The organism is Aerococcus sp. UMB7834 (assembly GCF_030215145.1).
In the GTDB taxonomy this organism is placed as follows: domain Bacteria; phylum Bacillota; class Bacilli; order Lactobacillales; family Aerococcaceae; genus Aerococcus.
In genome coordinates this window covers 130,626-149,573 of the sequence record NZ_JASOLI010000005.1, presented here as the reverse complement: position 1 = coordinate 149,573, position 18,948 = coordinate 130,626, and the positions used below count along the sequence as shown (strand labels likewise).

Here is an 18,948-nt window from a genome sequence, read left to right as displayed (position 1 = left end):
AATTAGAAATTGAGGAAGATGCATGAAATTTAGCCAACGCCAAGAGGAAATTATCCGCATTGTCAAGAAGAAACAGCCCATCACAGCTGATGCCATTGCTGACCATTTCCAGCTCACCAAGTCTACCCTGCGTAGCGACCTAGCTGTCCTCACCATGGTCGGGATACTAGACGCTAAACCAAAAATTGGTTACTTCTATACCGGGCAAAATGTTGAACCGCTCTGGTCCGACCAATTTGCTGACTTGACAGTGGCGGATGTGATGGGGTCTGCTATCCAAGTGAGCCCAGATAGTTCCGTCCAAGAGGCAATCACCCTGCTCTTCCTCTATGATTCCGGTTCGCTCTATGTGAGCCTTCCCGAAGACCAGGAGCTCTTAGGGATTGTCTCGCGCAAGGACCTCCTGAGGGCCAGCCTTTCGGGAGGCGACCAAGGTCAAACGGCTCTAGCGGTCATTATGACCCGGATGCCCAATATTCTGGTCACCCGTGCGGATACCCCCCTCATCGAAGCGGCCAAAATCCTAGTTAAACACGAGGTGGACTCCTTGCCCGTGGTCGAAGACCTAGAACACTTTAAAATTTTGGGAAAACTATCCAAAACCCAGCTTGTCCGTTTATTTGTTCAATCCCTAGTTAGCGAGGAAGATTTATGATTCACAAAAATATCTATATCCTATCAGATGCTGTTGGCGAAAGCGCCCGCCTCATGGCCCAAGCTGTTCTTGCCCAGTTCCAGCACGGTCTCAAGCCCCAGGTTAAACGCTACCCCTTCATCCAGGAGACAGAAGACCTTCTCCCCATTCTGGAAGACGCTAAGAAAGAAGAGGCTCTTTTGGCCGCCACCTTTGTGAATCAAACGCTCGACCACTGTGCCCGCAACTTTGCCCAAGACCAGGGTCTGGCTTATGTCAACTTTATGCAGGAGATGATTGACCAAGTCACCCAGACCACCCAGTTAGCGCCGAGCCAAGAAATCGGGGCCCAGCGCCGGGTCAACCAAGATTACTTCAACCGCATGGCCGCCATGGAATACGCCATCAAGCATGACGACGGCAAGCTCAGTCAGAAGAGCCTGCTTGAAGCAGATATTATCCTGCTCGGTGTTTCGCGCTCGGGTAAAACGCCCCTCTCCATGTACCTGGCTAACCATTCCTGGAAGGTTGCCAACTTCCCTCTCATGCCAGAAGTTTAGCTCCCGGAAACCCTCCGTCAAGTTCCCCCTAAGAAAGTCTTTGGTCTGATTGCTTCCCCGCGCTACATCCTCAATGTGCGTACCCACCGCTTGAAAGACCTGGGCTTAACCGGGGAGGCCCCTTATAGCCAGCTAGACCGTATCAAGCACGAACTCCAACATGCTCGGTCCATCTACCAAGAACTCGGCGTCCAGGAAATCTCCATTGAATACAAGTCCATTGAAGAGAGTGGTTCCGAGATCGAACACTTGCTTAACCTGTCCTAAAGGTAAAAATCGATACATAAAAAGGAAGCCAAAAGTAGGCTTCCTTTTTGTGTTGATTTCATTCCGTTGACATTTAGTAGACCCTATCCCTTAAATAGCGAACTTTTTCAAAAACCTGTTCCAAAAGTCTGGTCTGACCGACTTTTGGAACACTCTCTATTTCTCAACCCGCCATTTCTCCGGAATCTGTTCAATAACAAATGGCGTATCTTGGTAGACATAATAGTTCAGCCAGTTGCTAAAGAGCATATTGGCAGCTGTCCGCCACTTCAATAGCGGAGCTTGCTTGGGATCATCGTGTGGATAATAATTACGGGGCATTTGGATAGTCTTGCCTGCGTCAAGGTCGCGGCGATATTCCTTGTCCAAGGTATCAGCATCATATTCCACATGGCCAAAAATAAAGACAAAGCGCTGGTCCTTGCTGTAGGCGACACTCACGCTGCCATCTTCCGAATAAGCGAGAACTTCCAGCTCATCCTGTGCTTCAATATCTTCACGACGAACTTCCGTATGCCGGGAATGGGGCATGAGGAAGACATCATCCAGGCCCCGTCCCAGACTATTTTCCCGGTCATTGAGCCGCTGCTCGTAGATACCGAATAGCTTGTCCTTAAGAGGGAACTTATTGATCCCATAATGATGATAAAGGGCAGCCTGGGCTCCCCAGCAAATGTGCATGGTGGAGAAGACATGGCCCTCACTCCAATTCATAATGGCCTCAAGCTCTTCCCAGTAATTGACTTTTTCAAAGGGCATGGTCTCCACCGGCGCCCCTGTAATGATCATCCCATCAAAGTAACGGTCCTTAATATCTTCAAAAGTCCGATAGAAAGTTCGCAAGTGCTTTTCCGAAATATGCTTAGAAGTGTGACTAGCCGTATGAAGAAAAGTGATATTGACCTGCAAGGGCGAGTTACTCAATAGACGGAGCAGCTGCTCTTCGGTCGCTTCCTTAGTCGGCATCAGATTCACAATCACAATTTCAAGGGTACGGAAGTCTTGCATCTCCGCCCGTCGATCATTCATAACAAAAATATTTTCCTCTGCTAAACGGTGAATCGCTGGTAAATTACCCGCAACTTTAATCGGCATATCCTCAACCTCCTAATATCATTCGAAACGTTGCTACTGCTCACAAGTCATTGATATGAAAACTATTCTTTAACCACTAGCTAGCCAGGCTAAACATCCGAGCAGCTTTTTGAGCTTCCTATCAAATAAAAACGTCCCTACAGTACTCCACTGTAAGGACGTTGATAACGTGTTACCACCTTAGTTTACAGGCTTAGACAGCCTGCCTCATTCGCCATAAGCTATGGCAGTGCTTTAATGGGCACTAAACAGAAGGACTCACGAGCCTAAATACGGCTTATTCTATCCTTCCCTGCTCACAGACCATATTCAATCGCTTCAACGCATCCGTTCTCAGCTTACCGGATTCTCTGTGCCGCGCCACCATCTACTCATCTGTTCTTCGCTTTAATCTTGATATCACTAAACTATCACTATTTTAATCTATTTATAAACTAAAATCAAGTTTCCGGTCTTAGCTCGATAATTACATCAACAAAGGCAGGAATTGCGCCGCGATCGTAAAGTAAATTAATACCGAAGTCAAGTCACTCAAGGTCGTAATAAAGGGACCCGAAGCAACGGCGGGATCGAAGCCTAAACGGTCCATTAAGATGGGGATCAAGCTCCCCGCTAAGTTGGCTACAGTAATGGCACAGAGCATAGCAATTCCAACCACAGCCCCTAAGACAAAGTTAGACTGCCAGAAACCAACAATCAACATAATGGTCAGACCTGTAATCGCCCCACAGAGGAGCCCCGTTACAATTTCTCGCATAATCATCGAAAAAAGCGAGGTCGACTGGTCATCAGGCAAGGCAAGCTTGCGAACCGCCACGGCCAAGGACTGGGTCCCCGCATTCCCTGCCGTCCCTGTGATCAGGGTGATAAAGAGGGACAAGGTAGCGACTTCTGAAATCATGCCTTCAAATTGGCTAATCAAGCTCGATGTCCCCATACCCAGGCAAAGCAAGGTAATCAACCAGGGTAACCGGGACTTGGCAGACTTGGATGGACTCTCATACTGCTCATCCACGTCCACCCCTGCCAGACCAGAATAATCGGCCATGGCTTCGTCATCCATAACATCGAGGATATCATCAACGGTAATAATCCCCAGCAATTCGCCGGTTGCTTCCACCACCGGAATGGCGAAGAAGTCATAGTCCTTAATGGTTCGGGCCACCTGGCTCTGCTCCTCATCGACATCCACCGAGATCACCCGGCTAGACATGACATCAGAGACTAGGACATGGCCTTCACTGAGGATGAGGTCACGCAGGGAGAGAACGCCCACTAAGCGGTTATCATCGTCAACAATATAGAGATAGTAGATACTCTCCGCATTTTCGGCCTTGGCCCGAAGCAGGGTCATAGCTGAACGGATGGTTTGGTTGGCCTTAATCGAGACAAACTCCGTGGTCATAATCCCCCCGGCCGTTTCATCCCCATAATTCATCAGGACCTTAAGTTCATCCGCTCGCACCTTAGGCATCAGGCGCAGGTAGGTTCGCATCTTCTCCGGTTTCAGGTCATTCAAGATATCCGCAGCATTATCGGTGTACATCTCGCCCAGGACCACTGCCGAATACTCGTCATTCATTTCATTCAGGAAGGCTAAGATCAGGCTTTCATCTTCATCATCGATAATATCATAGATTTCAGCCAGCTCCTGGGGCTCCAGGAATTCATGGACGAGCTGGCGGTCAGCAAATTCCAAATTCAAATAAATCTGAGCTTGAACAAAGGTATGGTTTTTGAAGAATTCTTCACGAAAAGCCACCCGGTCATTTCGCCTCAAACAGGCCATGACCCCTTCAAAAACCTCTTCATCGGTCATTTGTTGACTTTCATAGATTTCAGGATTTTCAGCGTTTTGGACTTCTTTTTTATCTACCATCTTCACACTCTTTCTCTTGGTCTTCAAAATAACGCGTCTGCCAATCCGACAATTCATCAGCTAAAGGGGCAATAATCTGCAAGTGGTCGCCGGTCAAGGGGTGGTTGAAGGATAAGCTCCGGCAGTGGAGGGCCTGGCGGTCAAGACCGGCTGCCAGGTCTCCGCCGTATAGGCTGTCACCATACAAGGGCGCTCCCGCATAGGCAAAGTGGACACGGATCTGATGGGTGCGCCCGGTATGGAGGCGGACCCCATAGAGGTAACCAGCTGCCGTCTCCCGCAAGAGCTGGTATTCCGTTAAGGCCGGCTTACCGTCTGGGTCAACCCGACGTTCAATGATCGAGCCCGGCTTCCGACCAATGCCCGCTTCAATAAAACCCTGGTCCTTGGGCTGCAGAGGGTCAGGGGTAAAGGCCCAGTAACGCTTATCAATCCCGCCCTGACGCAAGCTCTGGTCCAGGAGCGAATGAGCAAATTGGTGCTTGGCAAAAAGCATCACGCCGCTGGTATCTCGGTCCAAGCGTGTCACGACATGGATGACCTGGTTATCATAATTCTGTGCTTGGTAATAGGCCTTCAAGATATTCGCCATCGACCCCTGGGGATTATGGAAAGAAGGAATCGAAGTATAATAGGCCGGCTTATTGACAGCCAAATAATGGTCATCCTCAAAGAGAATTTCCAAGGGCCCTGGCATCCCCTCAATCTCCTCCTGCTTCCCTTCATCTGGGATTAAGACTTTAATCCGATCACCCACCACGGCCTGGGTCCCCACATAACGGGGCTCATCATTCAAGAGGACCTCCCCGCCATGGTATTTAATCCGAGCTAGGAGACGGCGCGAAATCCCCTTCCCCCGCAAAAAAGTACGAACATACATGTCTTGGTGGACCGTCCATTCAAAAGATAACACAGTGCTTCATTCCTTCCTTGTGTCCTATGCAGTGCTAACCAATAAAGCTTGTCTTGACACGGTTCCAAAAGTGTAAATGACGGTAACGTGCAAAATGAATCCGCTCTTCGGCAATCCGAAATTCAATCTGCTTAACCTCCTCTAGAGGGGCTGAATATTGGTCAACAAACAAATAGACGCCTGAAATCTCCCCATCACCTGGTCGGAGCACAATCCATTCATCCGGTGCAATCAACATCGAAGAGCTCAAGGTACGGAAGACCCGGTTGTTGAGCGAGGCGATCTCTGTCAGCTGGAGGGTCTGCAAACGCGGATGGACCACAGCTCCCCCTAAGGATTTATTGAGCCCGGTTGAGCCAGTGGGAGTTGATACACAAAGGCCATCCCCTCGAAAGACTTCAAAGAGCTCATCGCGGATATAAACTTCGCAAGTCATGGTCCCCTCATAACGTCGAATAGCCGATTCATTCAGAGCCAAGCGTCGGCTGCTTAGCCCATCACTATGAACGAGGCGCACTTCCAAGAGGGGGTAGGAGACATGCTCCCCCTGGTCCCGGCTGATGGCGTCGACCAGTTCAGCCACTTGGTTGTCCTTCCAGTCCGTATAGAAACCTAAGTGGCCAGTATGTAAGCCGATAAACCGTACCCGGTCAAGCTGGTCTTGGTAGGCATGGAAGGCATGGAGCAAGGTGCCATCCCCGCCTATACTGATCACGATATCCGGTTGGTCTTGGTCAAGCAAGATCCCCCGCTCTAAAAACAATTCTAGTATTTTTTCTTTTACTGCCAAGGACTGTGTCTTTGGATTATTTACAATAGCAACTTTCATGCGAGCCAGTCCCCCTTTCTTTTCAAACAAACACCCCTATTTTATCATAAAAAGCTTAATAAGCTAGAAAAAATCCCTCTCTCATGAAGACATAAACCGTGACAAAGTCGCTTTCTTCTAGCTCATTTTCCACTAAAGCCCTGAGCAATAGCCTTTATCTATAAACTTTATATTCAATTATAATAAGCGCAAAACCTTGCCTAGTCCTTCTTTATCAGTTACAATTCATATGATTAAAGATTATTTTTTGGTCATCCTAAATTTAATCTTATGAGACTTCAGCCAAGCACATTAGTTTCTATCTCCCCTGAGAATTGCTATAATGGCCTTGAAACAGGGAAGGGAAGGAGCGATCAAATGGAAGAAGAAGTTGAAATCGAATATAAGAATATCCTTTCCCCAACTGAGTACCAGACGCTTATCAGCGAATTTGAAGATTGCGAGCAAAGGATCAAACACTTACACAATATGTATTATGATACGGCTGACCGGCAACTCAAAGCCAGGGGAATGGGCTTACGTATTCGCCAAGCGGATAACTACCAGCACCTCACCCTTAAGGTCCGCCAAGCTGACCAAGAAATGCGGGAATATACGGAGATACTCTCAGTAGAAGAAGTTACAGCCAGTCTAGCCCAGGGACGCCCCGTCATCAAAGAGAGTCTCAAGCAGGTCCTCAATCAGGCTGGTATCACCTGGCAAAGCCTGGAAATGATTGGGCACTTCCAGACCTTGAGGCGGGAACTCCCCTACCAAGGCCAGCTCCTTGTCCTCGATGCCTGCCAATTCGACCACTACCAAGACTATGAACTTGAGATGGAGGTCAACAGTTCCCAAAAAGGCTGGCAAATTTTCCAAAACTTTTTAGAGGAACGGCAAATTGAACGGCGACCTGCTGCCGTCAAAGTCGCCCGTATGCAAGCGACTGTTCCGGATTATACATTTTAGCATAGGCTCAATTGGAAGGAGGTTATCAGCCTTATGAAGCAATTTCAGTATTCTCACAAGCAGACGACCGACCTAACCGCAGAAGACCACGACCATGTCTTCGAGCTCTTCCTATTCGTTAACCCAATGGGAAGTAATTGCCATTCTTGTGAAGAGGAAGTTCTAGACTTTATGGAGCATACCGACAAGCGAGTGTACTATCACTTCATTGCCTGTAATGACTTCCGCTTATTCAACGAATACTTAAAACAAAAAAACTGGACCAAGCTTAGCCTAGGCGAGCGCAACCGCCTCTACTGCCACATGCACCAAATTGCAGTGGGCTACAAGGCTGCCTTGCTCCAAGGCAAGAGAGTGGGCCGACAATTTCTCATGACCATGCAGGAGCACTTTGGTCTCGCTGAAGAAGAATTTACCAAAGAACGAATGCTTGAACTCGCCAAAGAAGCCCGCGTCGACCTCGAGATGTGGCAGGAAGATATTGATTCTGGTTCTGCCCTTAAGTCTTACCATACAGATCTCAAAATCGCCCAGCAGATGAAGATTCGTTCTAACCCTAGCCTGGTCATCTTCGACAATTTGGATTTTCGCTACGGTCTCAAATTAGACCAGGATATCACTAAGGACAATCTGGACTATATCACCGACCAAATGATTCATCCAACAGAAGATAGTTTATTCAATTACCAAGCCAGCCATTATCATAACAAGGCCAACAAAAGCCAAGTGTCCACCATTAACACCGGCAACCTGCGCCTACTCAATAAATAAAAAAGGAGACCCCTTGAAAAGTCAGCTTAACTCGCCAGCTCTTCAAGATTGGGTCTCTTTTTTCTTGTTCTCTATTTTTAATAAAGGAAGCTTTTTTTAAGCCATTAGTTGTTTCAGTTCTTGGAGACGAGCCTTGAATTGGTCAAAGGCAGAATCCAAGTAGTCACCCTGGGTCATATCCACACCAGCGCGCTGCATCACCTGAATCGGGTAATCGCTAGAGCCCGCTGATAAGTAGCTTAGGTAAGCACTAACAGCCCCCTCTTCCCCACGACTAATCCGTTCAGCCAAACGATTGGCAGCAGAGAAACCTGTCGCATATTGGTAGACATAGAAATTGTAATAGAAATGCGGAATCCGTGCCCATTCCATAGCAATCGTCTGGTCTTCAGGATCAACAGCTGACCCGTAGTAGCGTTGGTTGAGTTCGAAATAGGCCTTATTGAGGGTCTCTGCCGTCAAACTCCGCCCTGCGGCTGCCTCTTCATGCATCCACTGTTCGAATTCAGCGAACTGGGTCTGTCTAAAGAGCGTCCCCTTCACGCTATCCAGGTATTGGTTGAGAATATAGATCCGGGTCTCCGTATCTTCCACGGTCGCTAAGAGATATTCAGTTAAGAGATTCTCATTCGTGGTCGAGGCAATCTCAGCCAAGAAGATCGAATAATCTCCATAAACATAAGGCTGGTGCTTGCGGGTATAGTAAGAATGCATACTGTGACCCAGTTCATGGACCAGGGTATAGACATCATTTAAGGAATCTTGCCAGTTGAGCAGAACATAAGGCTTGGTGTCATAGGCACCAGATGAATAAGCCCCTGACCTTTTACCGATATTTTCATAGACATCAATCCAGCCTTCCTCAAAGGCCTGTTCCAGATCAGCCAAATAAGCCTGGCCAAGGGGCGCTAGGGCCTTGCGGGTAAGCTCCTTAGCCTCTTCAAAAGTAAAGCGGATAGGCGCCTCACCAGCTAGGGGCGTATAGAGGTCATACATCTGCATCTTTTCTAAGCCAAGTTGGTCTTTACGGAAGTTTAAGTAGTCGTGGAAGTCTCCTAGGTGGTCGTTCACCTTTTCTACCAGACGATCATAGACAGCCACGGGAATATGATTTTGCGCCAGAGCAGCTTCGCGTGCACTATCATAGTGACGGAGCTTGGCCTTGTAATTGTGGCTCTTCACATTATTACTCATATTCTCGGCCAGGGTATGAATCAAGCCTTCATAGCCCTGGTAGAGATTGTGGAAGGCCTGACGGCGCAAGTTGCGGTCCGAGTGTTCTAATAAGCGGCCATAACTCCCATGGGTTAAGGAAATTTTCTGACCATCCGCCGCTTCAACCGGCTCAAAAGTTAAGTCAGCGTTATTAATCATGCTAAAAATCCGTCCTGGGCTAGAGAAGATTTCACCCGCTGCTGCTAGGGCCTTTTCCAATTCAGGATCAAGGACATGGGCCTTCTGATCTCTCAATTCCTTAAAGAATTGCCCGTAATCCTCACGCTCAGCGAGGCGGTCCAAACTGTCATCGGGCAAGGCCAAGACTTCAGGCTCAAACCAAGACAGAGCACTTGAGACCTCAGTCAAGAGACCACTGGCTTTGTTATTATAGTCCAAATACTTGGCGTTAGTCGTATCCTGGTCGTGCTTGAGATGGGCATAGACATAGAGCCGTTCCAGTTGCCGGCTAATCTCTAAAAGAACCTCTAGGGCGCCAATCACCTGGTCTTCCCCCTTATGGAGCTGGCCTTGGTAAGGGGCGAGACGGTCTAAATGTTGGCTAAAATTAGCTAAATCTTTTTCAAAGTCTTCATCTTGGGCATAAATTGAGCTCAGGTCCCACTGGTAGGCGGGATCCATAGCCTCTCTGGCTTGGGCTTCTTTAATTTCTGACATATGATATCCTCCTTTATTCTCTCTTCCTATTCTAGCATAGTCTCACCCGCCTTCAAAAACTGAGGCAAGCTCTGGAAGAGATGGTTCAAAAAATCTTCTCTTAATGCTAACTCAAAAACAGGATGCGGGCGCCAAGACAAGGCTTGGGCCAAGTCCTCTCGAGTCAAAAAGCCCTGGTTAACCAAGTAAGTATAGGCTAAAACTAGCCAAAAGGGCTCTTCAGTGAGTAAAGATTTGTCTGTGACTAAGACCAAGATCTGGGGCAAATCCATGAGAGAGAGGCCGACCTGGTAGAGGCAATTGAGCAAACGCCGCTCCGACTGGCTGGGCCGCCTTAGGATCTCCAGTAAGCGACGCTGGTAATGTGAGGGAGGCAGACTATGGATGGCCTGCTTAGGGATCAGTTGACTAAAGTTGAAACCCTCCTCCCAGCCTGTCAACTGACAGAGGGCGAGGTAGTCCGGGAGCGATAGCCGGTAGACTGTCCCGAGCCTCCCATAATAATCAAGAGCATATAGACGAACATCAGCCGCTTCCTCGTGCCAATAAGGCAGGCAGAGGCCTAGCTGGGCAAAGGGCTTGAGGAAGGGCCACAAACGCTTTAAATAAGCTGGTCGCAGCTTGAAGTGGGGCGACTGGTGGCCGAGCAACCAGAGCAAATTAAAACCTGCCAAATGATAATCACTGGTCCGCTTCCCTGCTTCCTCAGCTGACATTTGCGCATATTGGATCTCTAAAACCCAGCGCTTATCTACGCATAAATCAGCCCGTCGTTTAATCGTATCGATAGGCAGTTCCGTCAAGACCTCATAGCCTCCTGCCCTTAGGATTTCGGCCATTTGCTCCTTAGAAGCCCGGTGGCGGTCAGATTCCCCTCCCCCAGTAGAGCGCTTAGCTTGGTGGGCGAAGTAAGGGCGACCTCGCCGCGGTTGGCAGAAGTTTACTTGCTGGTGGCAAGTCGGACAATAAAAGCGCGGCTGGCTGTCCAAAGCCCCCACCTGGCTCGCTGCAATCAATTGATTATTTTCGATATGTGCAAAAAACATCTCACGCACCTCCTATAGATATATAAACCAAATTGCGCCAAATCCACGAAAGTTTATTTAGAATATAGGAAGCCAAAAAGTAGTAGGAACTAATTTTGATCAAAAGCGGAAGGTATGCTCACCCAGACAATTTAAATAACGAGCAGATAAAAAAGCAAGTCCCCTTTTTGATAGGAAACTTGCTTGCTTTGACTATAAAACTTGCATTAATAACGCAGTCCCATAGCATCTTCCATCTCAGCCAGGGTTTGGTTGGCAATGACTTCTGCCTTCTTAGCCCCTTCGCGCAAGATATCTTCCAGTTCATCAGACTCGAGCAAGTCATAATAACGGGCTTGCATCGGTGACAAGAAGTCAGCCATCACTTCAGCCAAGTCGCCTTTAAAGGCCCCATAGCCTGAACCCTCATACTCAGTGACTAAGTCGTCAATGCTCCGATTCGAGAAAGCTGAATAGATGTCTAAGAGATTGGAGACCCCTGGTTTTTCTTCAGGATCATAGCTAATGACACCAGAAGAATCCGTTACAGCAGACTTGATCTTCTTAGCAGCCTTCTTGGGTTCATCCAAGAGCGAGATAAAGGCCTTCTGATTATCATCTGACTTGGACATCTTCTGACTTGGATCCTGCAAGCTCATAATCCGGCCCCCTGACTTAGGCGTCAAGTGTTCTGGCTTGGTTAGGATAGGCTGGTCCTTGCTGGCAAAGCGCTTGTTAAAGCGGTCCACAAAATTCCGGGTCAGTTCCATATGTTGCTTCTGGTCATCCCCCACAGGCACTAAGTCGGCATGGTAGAGGATAATATCTGCCACCATCAAGGTTGGATAGGTCAAGAGCCCTGACATAACAGACTGTTTCTTGGCTGACTTATCCTTAAACTGAGTCATCCGCTCCAACTCGCCCAGAGGAATCAGGCATTGGACCAACCAGCCTGCCTTAGCATGAGCCGCAACATCCCCCTGTACGAAGATGGTTGACTGATGTGGATCGACCCCCAAGGCAAGATAGAGAGCCGCTAAACGCCGTGTATTCTCTCTTAAGCTTTCTGGATCTTGGGGCACCGTGATGGCATGCTGGTTCATAACACAATAGATGGCATCGTGGTCATTTTGCAGGTCAACAAATTGCTTGAGCGCGCCCACATAGTTCCCTATGGTCGGGATACCACTCGGTTGAACCCCTGAAAAAATTTTTTTCATTCCTGCTTCCTCCTAGTTAGTAAATTACCTTCTTATTATAGCATTAGCCCTCAAGGAATTCAGTAGAAGACTGTTTTTTTCCTGCGACTTTTAATTCAAAAGTTGCTTTTAATGGTATTAAATCAGATCTGTGGTAGAATAATGAGTTGTACATTTTTATTCCAAAAAACTATATCTCCTTAAAAGGCGCGAGATCTTAAGCTTTAATTATTGCGACTGAATAAAAAAAGAAATAAAAATACAAAAAATGTTTTTATTTTTTCTTTATTGTAGATAAATCCATTTCTTTACAAATTACTTACAATTTAAAAGCCCTTCATGTCAGGCTTTTAACCCATCTTCGTATTTAATCAAATTCTTACTTTCGAAAGTAGCTTTAAATGGATTTTAATAATTGTTATAATAAGTATGTTGAATGATGCATTAGTCATTTCTTAAGGAGAGATGCAAATGGTAAAATTATACACGTCACCAAGTTGCACTTCATGCCGTAAAGCGCGCGCTTGGCTAGAAGAGAACGACATAGCTTACGAAGAGCGCAATATCTTTTCCGATCCCCTCAGTTCAGATGAAATCAAAGACATTTTACGTATGACTGAAAATGGGACTGAAGAAATTATTTCAACAAGATCTAAGGCTTTCCAAGAATTGGACCTCAATCTTGAAGAAATCGGTTTGAATGAACTGTTTGATTTAATTCAAACAACGCCAGGCTTACTTCGCCGTCCAATTATTATGGATGAGAAGCGCCTGCAAGTAGGATACAACGAAGATGAAATTCGTCGCTTCCTACCTCGTAAAGTTCGTAAGATTGAACTGCATGAAGCTTTACGTAAGATGGGCTAATAATTCATCTAAGGAGTGTGTTTTACGCACTCTTTTTTATTTACTTCCCTAGCTAATTAACATTGACAATTAGTCCTAAAAAGCAAATTCAAAAGCAGAGCGGATGCTTACTTAAAGGCTATACACTTTTATTTTTCCAAAGATTTCTGTGTCATTCAAGCAAAAAAGCTTAAAATTGCTTCTTTTCGCATTTTTCAATCAGAATCAATTTACTATTCTCGTTTTTTACGATAGACTAGAATAAACAGCAAGAGATTGAGGTGAGACCCAATGGAAATGGAATATATCAATGAAAATACTATGCGTGTCTTTATCGCGTCAGAAGACCTCGTCGATCGAGGAATTTCCTTCACCGATATTATTAGTGACCAGAAGGCTGTCGAAAGTTTCTTCCTATCTGTCTTGGAAGAAATGGATACCTCCCGGCGCTTCCAAGACTCGGAAGCCCTCACCTTCCAAGTTATGCCTAAAAAGGGAGGAATTGATCTCTATATCAGCAAGACAGGACCTGAAACTTCCCCTGAAGAAGAGCGCCGAGCCTATAAGAAATTGCTCGATATTATCGAAGAAGGCGAAAGTGCCTTAGACGAAGAAGATAGTATCTTGAGCAAGGACTGGGACCAAGAAGACTGGAATCAGGTCATTCTTGGCTTCCAAAAATTCGATGACCTTATCGCCTTCAGCCACGCCTATCCCCTAAGAGATGTCCAAGTCGATCTCTACCAGCTAGGCGGCCAATTTTATTATCTTTTAACCTTTAACCCGACTGAATATGATCCAGGAACCATCGAGAACGCCATCTATTGTGCCCTCGAATACGGACAACTTCCATCCATCAACCAAGCAGTCCTAAGAGAACACGGCCAAATCCTAGCAGAAGGCCGCGCCAACCAAACCATCGCCCAAAACTTTAACTAAAAGGGTGTGAGAGCTGGCGCTTAGCTTTCCTTCACTGGAACAAGTCAACAAAACAGTCTAAAGGACTGCGGCGGAGACTTGTGAAGTGACAGGAAAGCTGCCAGACCGAACCCGACTAAAGGGTGTGAGGGAGCGCGGTAGAAGTGGACCTCTGGAGCAAAAGACCGAAGAAGTCTGAAAGACTTCGCAGGGATTTTGTGAAGAGGAGCCCTTTCTGCATCTTCGAACCCAACTAGACCAGGGTGTGAGACTTGGCGTTTAGGCTTAGATGATTAAAGTAAGTCGGAATAAGACTTTGACCACATAAGCACCCTATCAAGAAGCTAACCAGCTATAATTCAGTCTGGCTAGCTTCTTTTTTTACTAAAATACATATTCTTTAGATAAACTATCGCAAGGCTAGCCCTAAATAGACAAATTAGCTAGCCTTCCTTCAAGCCATCGCCAACAAAATAAATCCTCTCACAGCATATCAAAGGCCCCAAAACCATCACTCAGCGGATTGTTTTGGGGCTTTTCCCTTTTTTATGAAAATTTGAGAACAAAACCAAGACAAGCAAACTCGCTCACACATGCCACTTCCTTGAGCAACTAATAAATCAAGTCAATCAAGTCTTCGACGGAGATGTTGCCAAAATATTTATTAATATCAAGGGTTGAGAAAGTCTCTCTTAAACCCTCTTCCGTATAGTCCGAGCCTCTGAGGGCCTCTTCTACATCGGAGATTTCGCCCAGGCCGAAGAAATCCCCATAAATTGAAATTTCTTGAATTTTTCCTTTAGAGATATTGAATTGAAATTCAATTTGACCAGCTGGCGTCCGGCCTTCGCGGATCAGTTCATAGTCTGGATCCTTGCCATAATTCCAATCATCATTGCCGGTATAGCGATCTCTAAAGTGGAAGATTTCTTCCCAGTCTTCATCCGTCAATTGATACTCTTTGACTTGGTCTAGGCGATCGACATCAAAGATAAATTTCAATAGAATTTCACGGAATTCATGGATAGAAATATTTTGATAATCATCGTTCAAGAAAGGTTTAATATTCGTCACCCGGCTGCGAACTGATTTAACCCCCTTAGACGTTAATTTTTCTTTCTTAGGCTTTAAGACCTCTGTCGTTACCGAAATATCCACGTCAAACATCAGGGTCCCGTGGGCGGTCATCCGGCCCTTGTGGCTGTACATGGCATTACCGGAGAACTTCTTGCCATCAATCACCAAGTCATTGCGGCCGCGCAACTCTGCTCCCTCAACCCCCATCTTATGTAAGGCATCGATCACAGGGTCTGTAAACTTCTTGAAATTGCGGAAGGAATTGCCATCGTCATCGGTGATAAAGCAGAAGGAAATATTGCCTAGGTCATGGTAGACCGCACCCCCACCAGAAAAGCGGCGGACGACATGGATATTATGGTCACGCACATAGTCCTGGTTGATTTCGGCCCGGGTGTTCTGGTTTTTACCAATAATAATAGAAGGCTCATTAATATAAAAAAGAAGAATGGGCTCATCTAAACGTTTCTCATTGAGTAAATAGTATTCAATGGCTAAATTAAGCCTAGGATCATAGATTTCTTCACCTTGGTATTCATTCTTTACGTAATACATCGTTTCCTCCTTAAATTAATGCATAGTCATAGGTCCAGCGAAAGCCCCCATTGGCTAAGTAAGTCGACCCCGTGCGCTTAAAGCCCTCCCGTTCAAGGATATGCTGCATGACTCGATTATCTGGATGGGTATCCACCCGCAGCGACCGCTTCTCATCTGCTTTAGCAATGTTTTTGATCATTGCGAAGACAGTCCGGCTGAGGCCCTGACCTCTTTGCTTAAAGCTAATCATCACCCGGTGGATCGCATAGTAAAGGGCCTCTGTCTGCCAAGCCCCCTCAGCTAAGTCATCATAGGCTTGGTCTTCATCAGCTAAGACGAAAAAGGCTAAAATGTTTTTTCCTTCATCTAAGCAGACATAGGCCTGGTCAGCCTCAATCACTAAGCGAAGATGGTCAATGGTTACTTCCCCATTCTGCCACTGGTCTACTCCCTGGTCGGCCAAGTATTGGATGCTAGCCTTCAAAATATCTTCTAATCGATCGAGATCAGCCAAGCTGGCCTTGCGATAAGCTACACTTTCCATAGTCGGCCTTCTTTCCTTATAAGATACTTACATTATAGCAAAAGATAAGGCTTTCATCTAGACCGAGCCAAGCCAAGAAAAAAAGCTAGTCCCCAGCACACTTCTTCCAAAGTTATACTGGGAAACCAGCTAATCAATACTATTTCTTTTTGGCAGCCTTCACTTGCTCATCGAGAGCCTTATAATCTGCAGAGATATTATCATTATCAGACCAAGCCTTTTGGTCAGCGCCATCGGTTACTTCCTTAATCTTGGCCTCTGTTTCAGGCGTTTGATAGGTTTCAACAACCTTCTTAATGGCTTCATCATTGGCCCGATCTTTCTGAGTGGCGATGATACACTTGTACTGGGTCCCTACCTTGGCTAAATCTTCAGTATCGACGAAGATTCCATCCTTAAAGGGATTCAAGCCGGCATCTACCGCATAATTGGTATTAGCAACAACGGCATCAGCATCCCCAAGTGAACGTGGCACCTGAGCCGCATCCAATTCAGTAATCTTAACATTCTTTGGATTCTCAGTGATATCATTAGGGGTTGGAGAAATGCCGGCATTGTCATCAATTTCAATAACACCCGCTAGTTCTAAAAGGAGTAGGGCCCGACCGCCATTGGTTGCATCGTTAGGAATCGCAATTTCAGCGCCATCTTTGAGATCGTCCAATGACTCGACCTTGTCAGAATAAGCGGCCATAGCTGAAATATAGGTATAGCCGACAGGTTGGAGGTCTTGTTGTTCACTGCTATTGAAGTCATGCAAGAAGGCCATGTGTTGGAAGGCGTTAAGGTCGAGTGACCCATCAGCTAAAGCCTTATTAGGTTGAACATAGTCAGTAAAGACTTGGACATCTAGGTCAACCCCCTTGTCCTTAGCACGCTCCGCAACATCTTCCCAAACTTCGCGTTCTACATCGCCAACTACCCCTACCTTGAGCTTGGTTGGCTCAGCGGTTGAACCGCTGCTTGCTTGGTCATCACTGCTGGCCCCGTTCGAACAAGCTACCAAGGCAAAGGCAGCCGCTGTTAAGAGCCCTAATTTTTTAAAACTTGTTTTCATAAATAAATTCTCCTTTAATTGTTAATCTAATGCTCAATGCGGCGGACATACCAGTCAGCAACCGCTTGTGAAATAAAGACAATAATCAGAATAATGATAGTTGAAACAATCGTCACATCGGTTTGGAAACGGTTGTAACCCCGGGTGATGGCTAGGTTACCCAAGCCCCCACCCCCGATGGTACCAGCCATAGCGGTCAAGCCAATCACATTAATGATCGATAAGGCAGAAACCCGGATAATACCTGGCAGTGCTTCTTTAAGATAAACTCGGCTAACAATTTGCCAAGTGCTCAAACCCATAGAGAGGGCGGCTTCAATCACACCCGGATTCACTTCGATCAAGGCATTCTGAATCTGACGGGCGAAGAAAGGCACTGTAGCTACAACAAGTGGCACAATAGCAGCCGTTGTCCCGATTGAAGTCCCTACGATAAAGCGGGTAACGCCCACTAAGAGAGCCATCATAATAACAAAAGGAATGGAACGGAAGATGTTCACTATTTTATCCAGAATGCTGTAAGCCACACGATTTTCCTTCAAGCCACCCGGCATGGTCAGAACGAGGAAGATCCCCACCACAATCCCCAGGGCAAAACCGATGATACAGGTCAGGATGGTCATATAAATCGTTTCAATCGTTGCTGTGATAAATTCGTCTGGAATTTCACTCACATTAGGCAATAAATTCGTTAAAAAATCCATTATTCAACACCACCATTTCCTTCAACTTGATATTCCCGCCATTTAACGCCATTGTCGTCAATAAACTTAACGGCATCAGCCATGGCTTGATCATCCCCACTAATCGATACCAACATGGTCCCTGTCGGTATGCCTTGGAGAACTTCAATATTCGCATAAAGAATACTTGGAAGAACGCCGAAATCACGTGCTAGCCGGGCTACCAGAGGGTCTCCTGTATCCGCCCCCGCAAAGTCAATACGGATAATCCGATCAGACGAGTTCACATCGACCAACTGGGAATTGGCTAGGACGGAAGCGATCCCCTTCTCAGTAGGACTCGCTGACTCGATAAAGTTCCTGGTTAATTCCGTCTGTGGATTAGAGAAGATATCAAAGATCGATCCCTCTTCCATGACATAACCATCCTGCATGACCGCTACCCGGTCACAGATCTCTTTAATCACGCTCATCTCATGGGTAATAATGACAATGGTTACTCCGAGCTGTTCATTGACAGTCTTTAACAATTGCAAAATCGACCGGGTTGTCTTAGGGTCCAAGGCTGATGTCGCCTCGTCACAGAGGAGAACATCAGGGTCATTGGCTAGGGCCCGGGCAATGGCTACCCGCTGCTTTTGTCCCCCGGATAATTGGGAAGGATAAGCATCCCGGCGGTCCGATAAATTAACCAGTTCTAAGAGTCGGTCCACTTTTTCACGGATTTCTTCCTTGGATAAGCCTGAATCCTGGAGTGGGAAGGCCACATTACCGGCAATCGTCCGCGCATTCATCAGGTTGAAGTGTTGGAAGATCATTCCGATATTTTTGCGAGCCTTTCTTAAGTCACTATTGTTGAGTGCGGTCATTTCATAGTCACTCACCCGCACCGTCCCACTTGTTGGAGCTTGGAGCATGTTAATAGTACGGACTAAGGTCGACTTCCCGGCCCCAGAATAACCAATCACACCAAAGATTTCACCCTTAGCAATCGACAAGCTCACATCTCGAACGGCATGGACTTTGCCACTTGCTGTATCAAAGCTGACATCGACGTTTTGTAAATCAATCATAGCCATCATCCTTTACTCTCTCAATTGAAGCCTAAGCCCAAATACATGGCTGGCTCCTTAACTGCCAATGAACCTCAGCGATTCATTTTCATCTACTTTTTCTAAGAAAAGTAGACAAGTATCTATACTAATTTATTTTATCATTTTTTTAGCTTTTAGAAAGCATTGATTTCCAATAGCCTTTGATCGAGTGAAGCGAT

The 18,948-nt window shown here is 46.4% G+C and carries 17 protein-coding genes and 1 pseudogene; 6 read left to right on the top strand and 12 right to left on the bottom strand.

Annotated elements, in window-relative coordinates:
• Nucleotides 1–22 precede the first annotated feature (22 nt).
• Together QP339_RS05550 and QP339_RS05545 are read left to right on the top strand one after the other, a co-directional pair.
• On the top strand, nt 23–655 hold the full coding sequence (locus QP339_RS05550) for a CBS domain-containing protein (protein ID WP_284910733.1): 633 nt from the start codon (nt 23–25) through the stop codon (nt 653–655).
• Nucleotides 652–1,461 (top strand): annotated as a pseudogene (locus tag QP339_RS05545) (pyruvate, water dikinase regulatory protein). Before QP339_RS05550 ends, QP339_RS05545 begins: the two are co-directional and overlap by 4 nt.
• A 156-nt stretch (nt 1,462–1,617) precedes the next feature.
• Here the strand turns inward: QP339_RS05545 and metA are convergent.
• The 4 genes from metA to QP339_RS05525 form a co-directional block, all read right to left on the bottom strand.
• Complete coding sequence (metA, locus tag QP339_RS05540; RefSeq protein WP_284910732.1) at nt 1,618–2,556, bottom strand: homoserine O-acetyltransferase MetA; 939 nt, start codon at nt 2,554–2,556, stop codon at nt 1,618–1,620.
• Nucleotides 2,557–3,022: 466 nt separating this feature from the next.
• Nucleotides 3,023–4,393 carry a magnesium transporter gene (gene mgtE, locus QP339_RS05535; protein ID WP_284910765.1) on the bottom strand — a complete coding sequence of 457 codons (1,371 nt, stop codon included), beginning with the start codon at nt 4,391–4,393 and terminating at the stop codon, nt 3,023–3,025.
• A 31-nt stretch (nt 4,394–4,424) separates the two neighbouring features.
• The gene (locus QP339_RS05530) at nt 4,425–5,348 is read right to left on the bottom strand and encodes an RluA family pseudouridine synthase (RefSeq protein WP_284910731.1); all 924 of its coding nucleotides are present in this window, start codon (nt 5,346–5,348) and stop codon (nt 4,425–4,427) included.
• 34 nt (nt 5,349–5,382) lie between these two features.
• Entirely contained in the window at nt 5,383–6,177 is a 795-nt protein-coding gene (locus QP339_RS05525) for an NAD kinase (protein WP_067975559.1), read from the bottom strand.
• Nucleotides 6,178–6,534: 357 nt separating this feature from the next.
• On the opposite strand from QP339_RS05525, the gene QP339_RS05520 reads away from it, so the two are divergent.
• Nucleotides 6,535–7,125: a CYTH domain-containing protein gene (locus QP339_RS05520; RefSeq protein ID WP_284910730.1), complete on the top strand. Its 591-nt coding sequence runs from the start codon at nt 6,535–6,537 to the stop codon at nt 7,123–7,125.
• 33 nt (nt 7,126–7,158) lie between these two features.
• A complete protein-coding gene (locus QP339_RS05515; RefSeq protein WP_284910729.1) occupies nt 7,159–7,896 on the top strand; it encodes a DsbA family protein in 738 nt (245 codons plus the stop codon).
• 96 nt (nt 7,897–7,992) lie between these two features.
• Here QP339_RS05515 and pepF read toward each other — a convergent pair whose 3' ends face one another.
• From pepF to trpS, 3 genes are all read right to left on the bottom strand, one after another.
• Nucleotides 7,993–9,789, bottom strand: a complete 1,797-nt coding sequence (gene pepF, locus QP339_RS05510) for an oligoendopeptidase F (protein ID WP_284910728.1) — start codon at nt 9,787–9,789, stop codon at nt 7,993–7,995.
• A gap of 26 nt (nt 9,790–9,815) precedes the next feature.
• Nucleotides 9,816–10,835: a competence protein CoiA gene (locus QP339_RS05505; RefSeq protein WP_284910727.1), complete on the bottom strand. Its 1,020-nt coding sequence runs from the start codon at nt 10,833–10,835 to the stop codon at nt 9,816–9,818.
• A gap of 206 nt (nt 10,836–11,041) precedes the next feature.
• Nucleotides 11,042–12,034, bottom strand: coding sequence for a tryptophan--tRNA ligase (gene trpS / locus QP339_RS05500; protein WP_284910726.1), 993 nt, complete (start codon nt 12,032–12,034; stop codon nt 11,042–11,044).
• A 450-nt stretch (nt 12,035–12,484) separates the two neighbouring features.
• Here trpS and spxA point away from each other — a divergent pair, with 450 nt between their 5' ends.
• Together spxA and QP339_RS05490 are read left to right on the top strand one after the other, a co-directional pair.
• Nucleotides 12,485–12,880, top strand: a complete 396-nt coding sequence (gene spxA / locus QP339_RS05495) for a transcriptional regulator SpxA (protein ID WP_070430294.1) — start codon at nt 12,485–12,487, stop codon at nt 12,878–12,880.
• Between the two features lie 270 nt (nt 12,881–13,150).
• The gene (locus QP339_RS05490) at nt 13,151–13,798 is read left to right on the top strand and encodes an adaptor protein MecA (protein ID WP_284910725.1); all 648 of its coding nucleotides are present in this window, start codon (nt 13,151–13,153) and stop codon (nt 13,796–13,798) included.
• 591 nt (nt 13,799–14,389) lie between these two features.
• On the opposite strand, the gene lplA is transcribed toward QP339_RS05490, so the two are convergent.
• From lplA to QP339_RS05465, 5 genes are all read right to left on the bottom strand, one after another.
• A complete protein-coding gene (lplA, locus tag QP339_RS05485) occupies nt 14,390–15,409 on the bottom strand; it encodes a lipoate--protein ligase (protein ID WP_284910724.1) in 1,020 nt (339 codons plus the stop codon).
• Between the two features lie 10 nt (nt 15,410–15,419).
• The gene (locus tag QP339_RS05480; RefSeq protein WP_284910723.1) at nt 15,420–15,935 is read right to left on the bottom strand and encodes a GNAT family N-acetyltransferase; all 516 of its coding nucleotides are present in this window, start codon (nt 15,933–15,935) and stop codon (nt 15,420–15,422) included.
• Nucleotides 15,936–16,074: 139 nt separating this feature from the next.
• The gene (locus tag QP339_RS05475; protein ID WP_284910722.1) at nt 16,075–16,992 is read right to left on the bottom strand and encodes a MetQ/NlpA family ABC transporter substrate-binding protein; all 918 of its coding nucleotides are present in this window, start codon (nt 16,990–16,992) and stop codon (nt 16,075–16,077) included.
• A 26-nt stretch (nt 16,993–17,018) separates the two neighbouring features.
• A complete protein-coding gene (locus tag QP339_RS05470) occupies nt 17,019–17,699 on the bottom strand; it encodes a methionine ABC transporter permease (protein WP_502869656.1) in 681 nt (226 codons plus the stop codon).
• Nucleotides 17,696–18,748, bottom strand: coding sequence for a methionine ABC transporter ATP-binding protein (locus QP339_RS05465; RefSeq protein WP_284910720.1), 1,053 nt, complete (start codon nt 18,746–18,748; stop codon nt 17,696–17,698). The genes QP339_RS05470 and QP339_RS05465 overlap by 4 nt, the downstream gene beginning before the upstream one ends.
• Between the last annotated feature and the right edge of the window lie 200 nt (nt 18,749–18,948).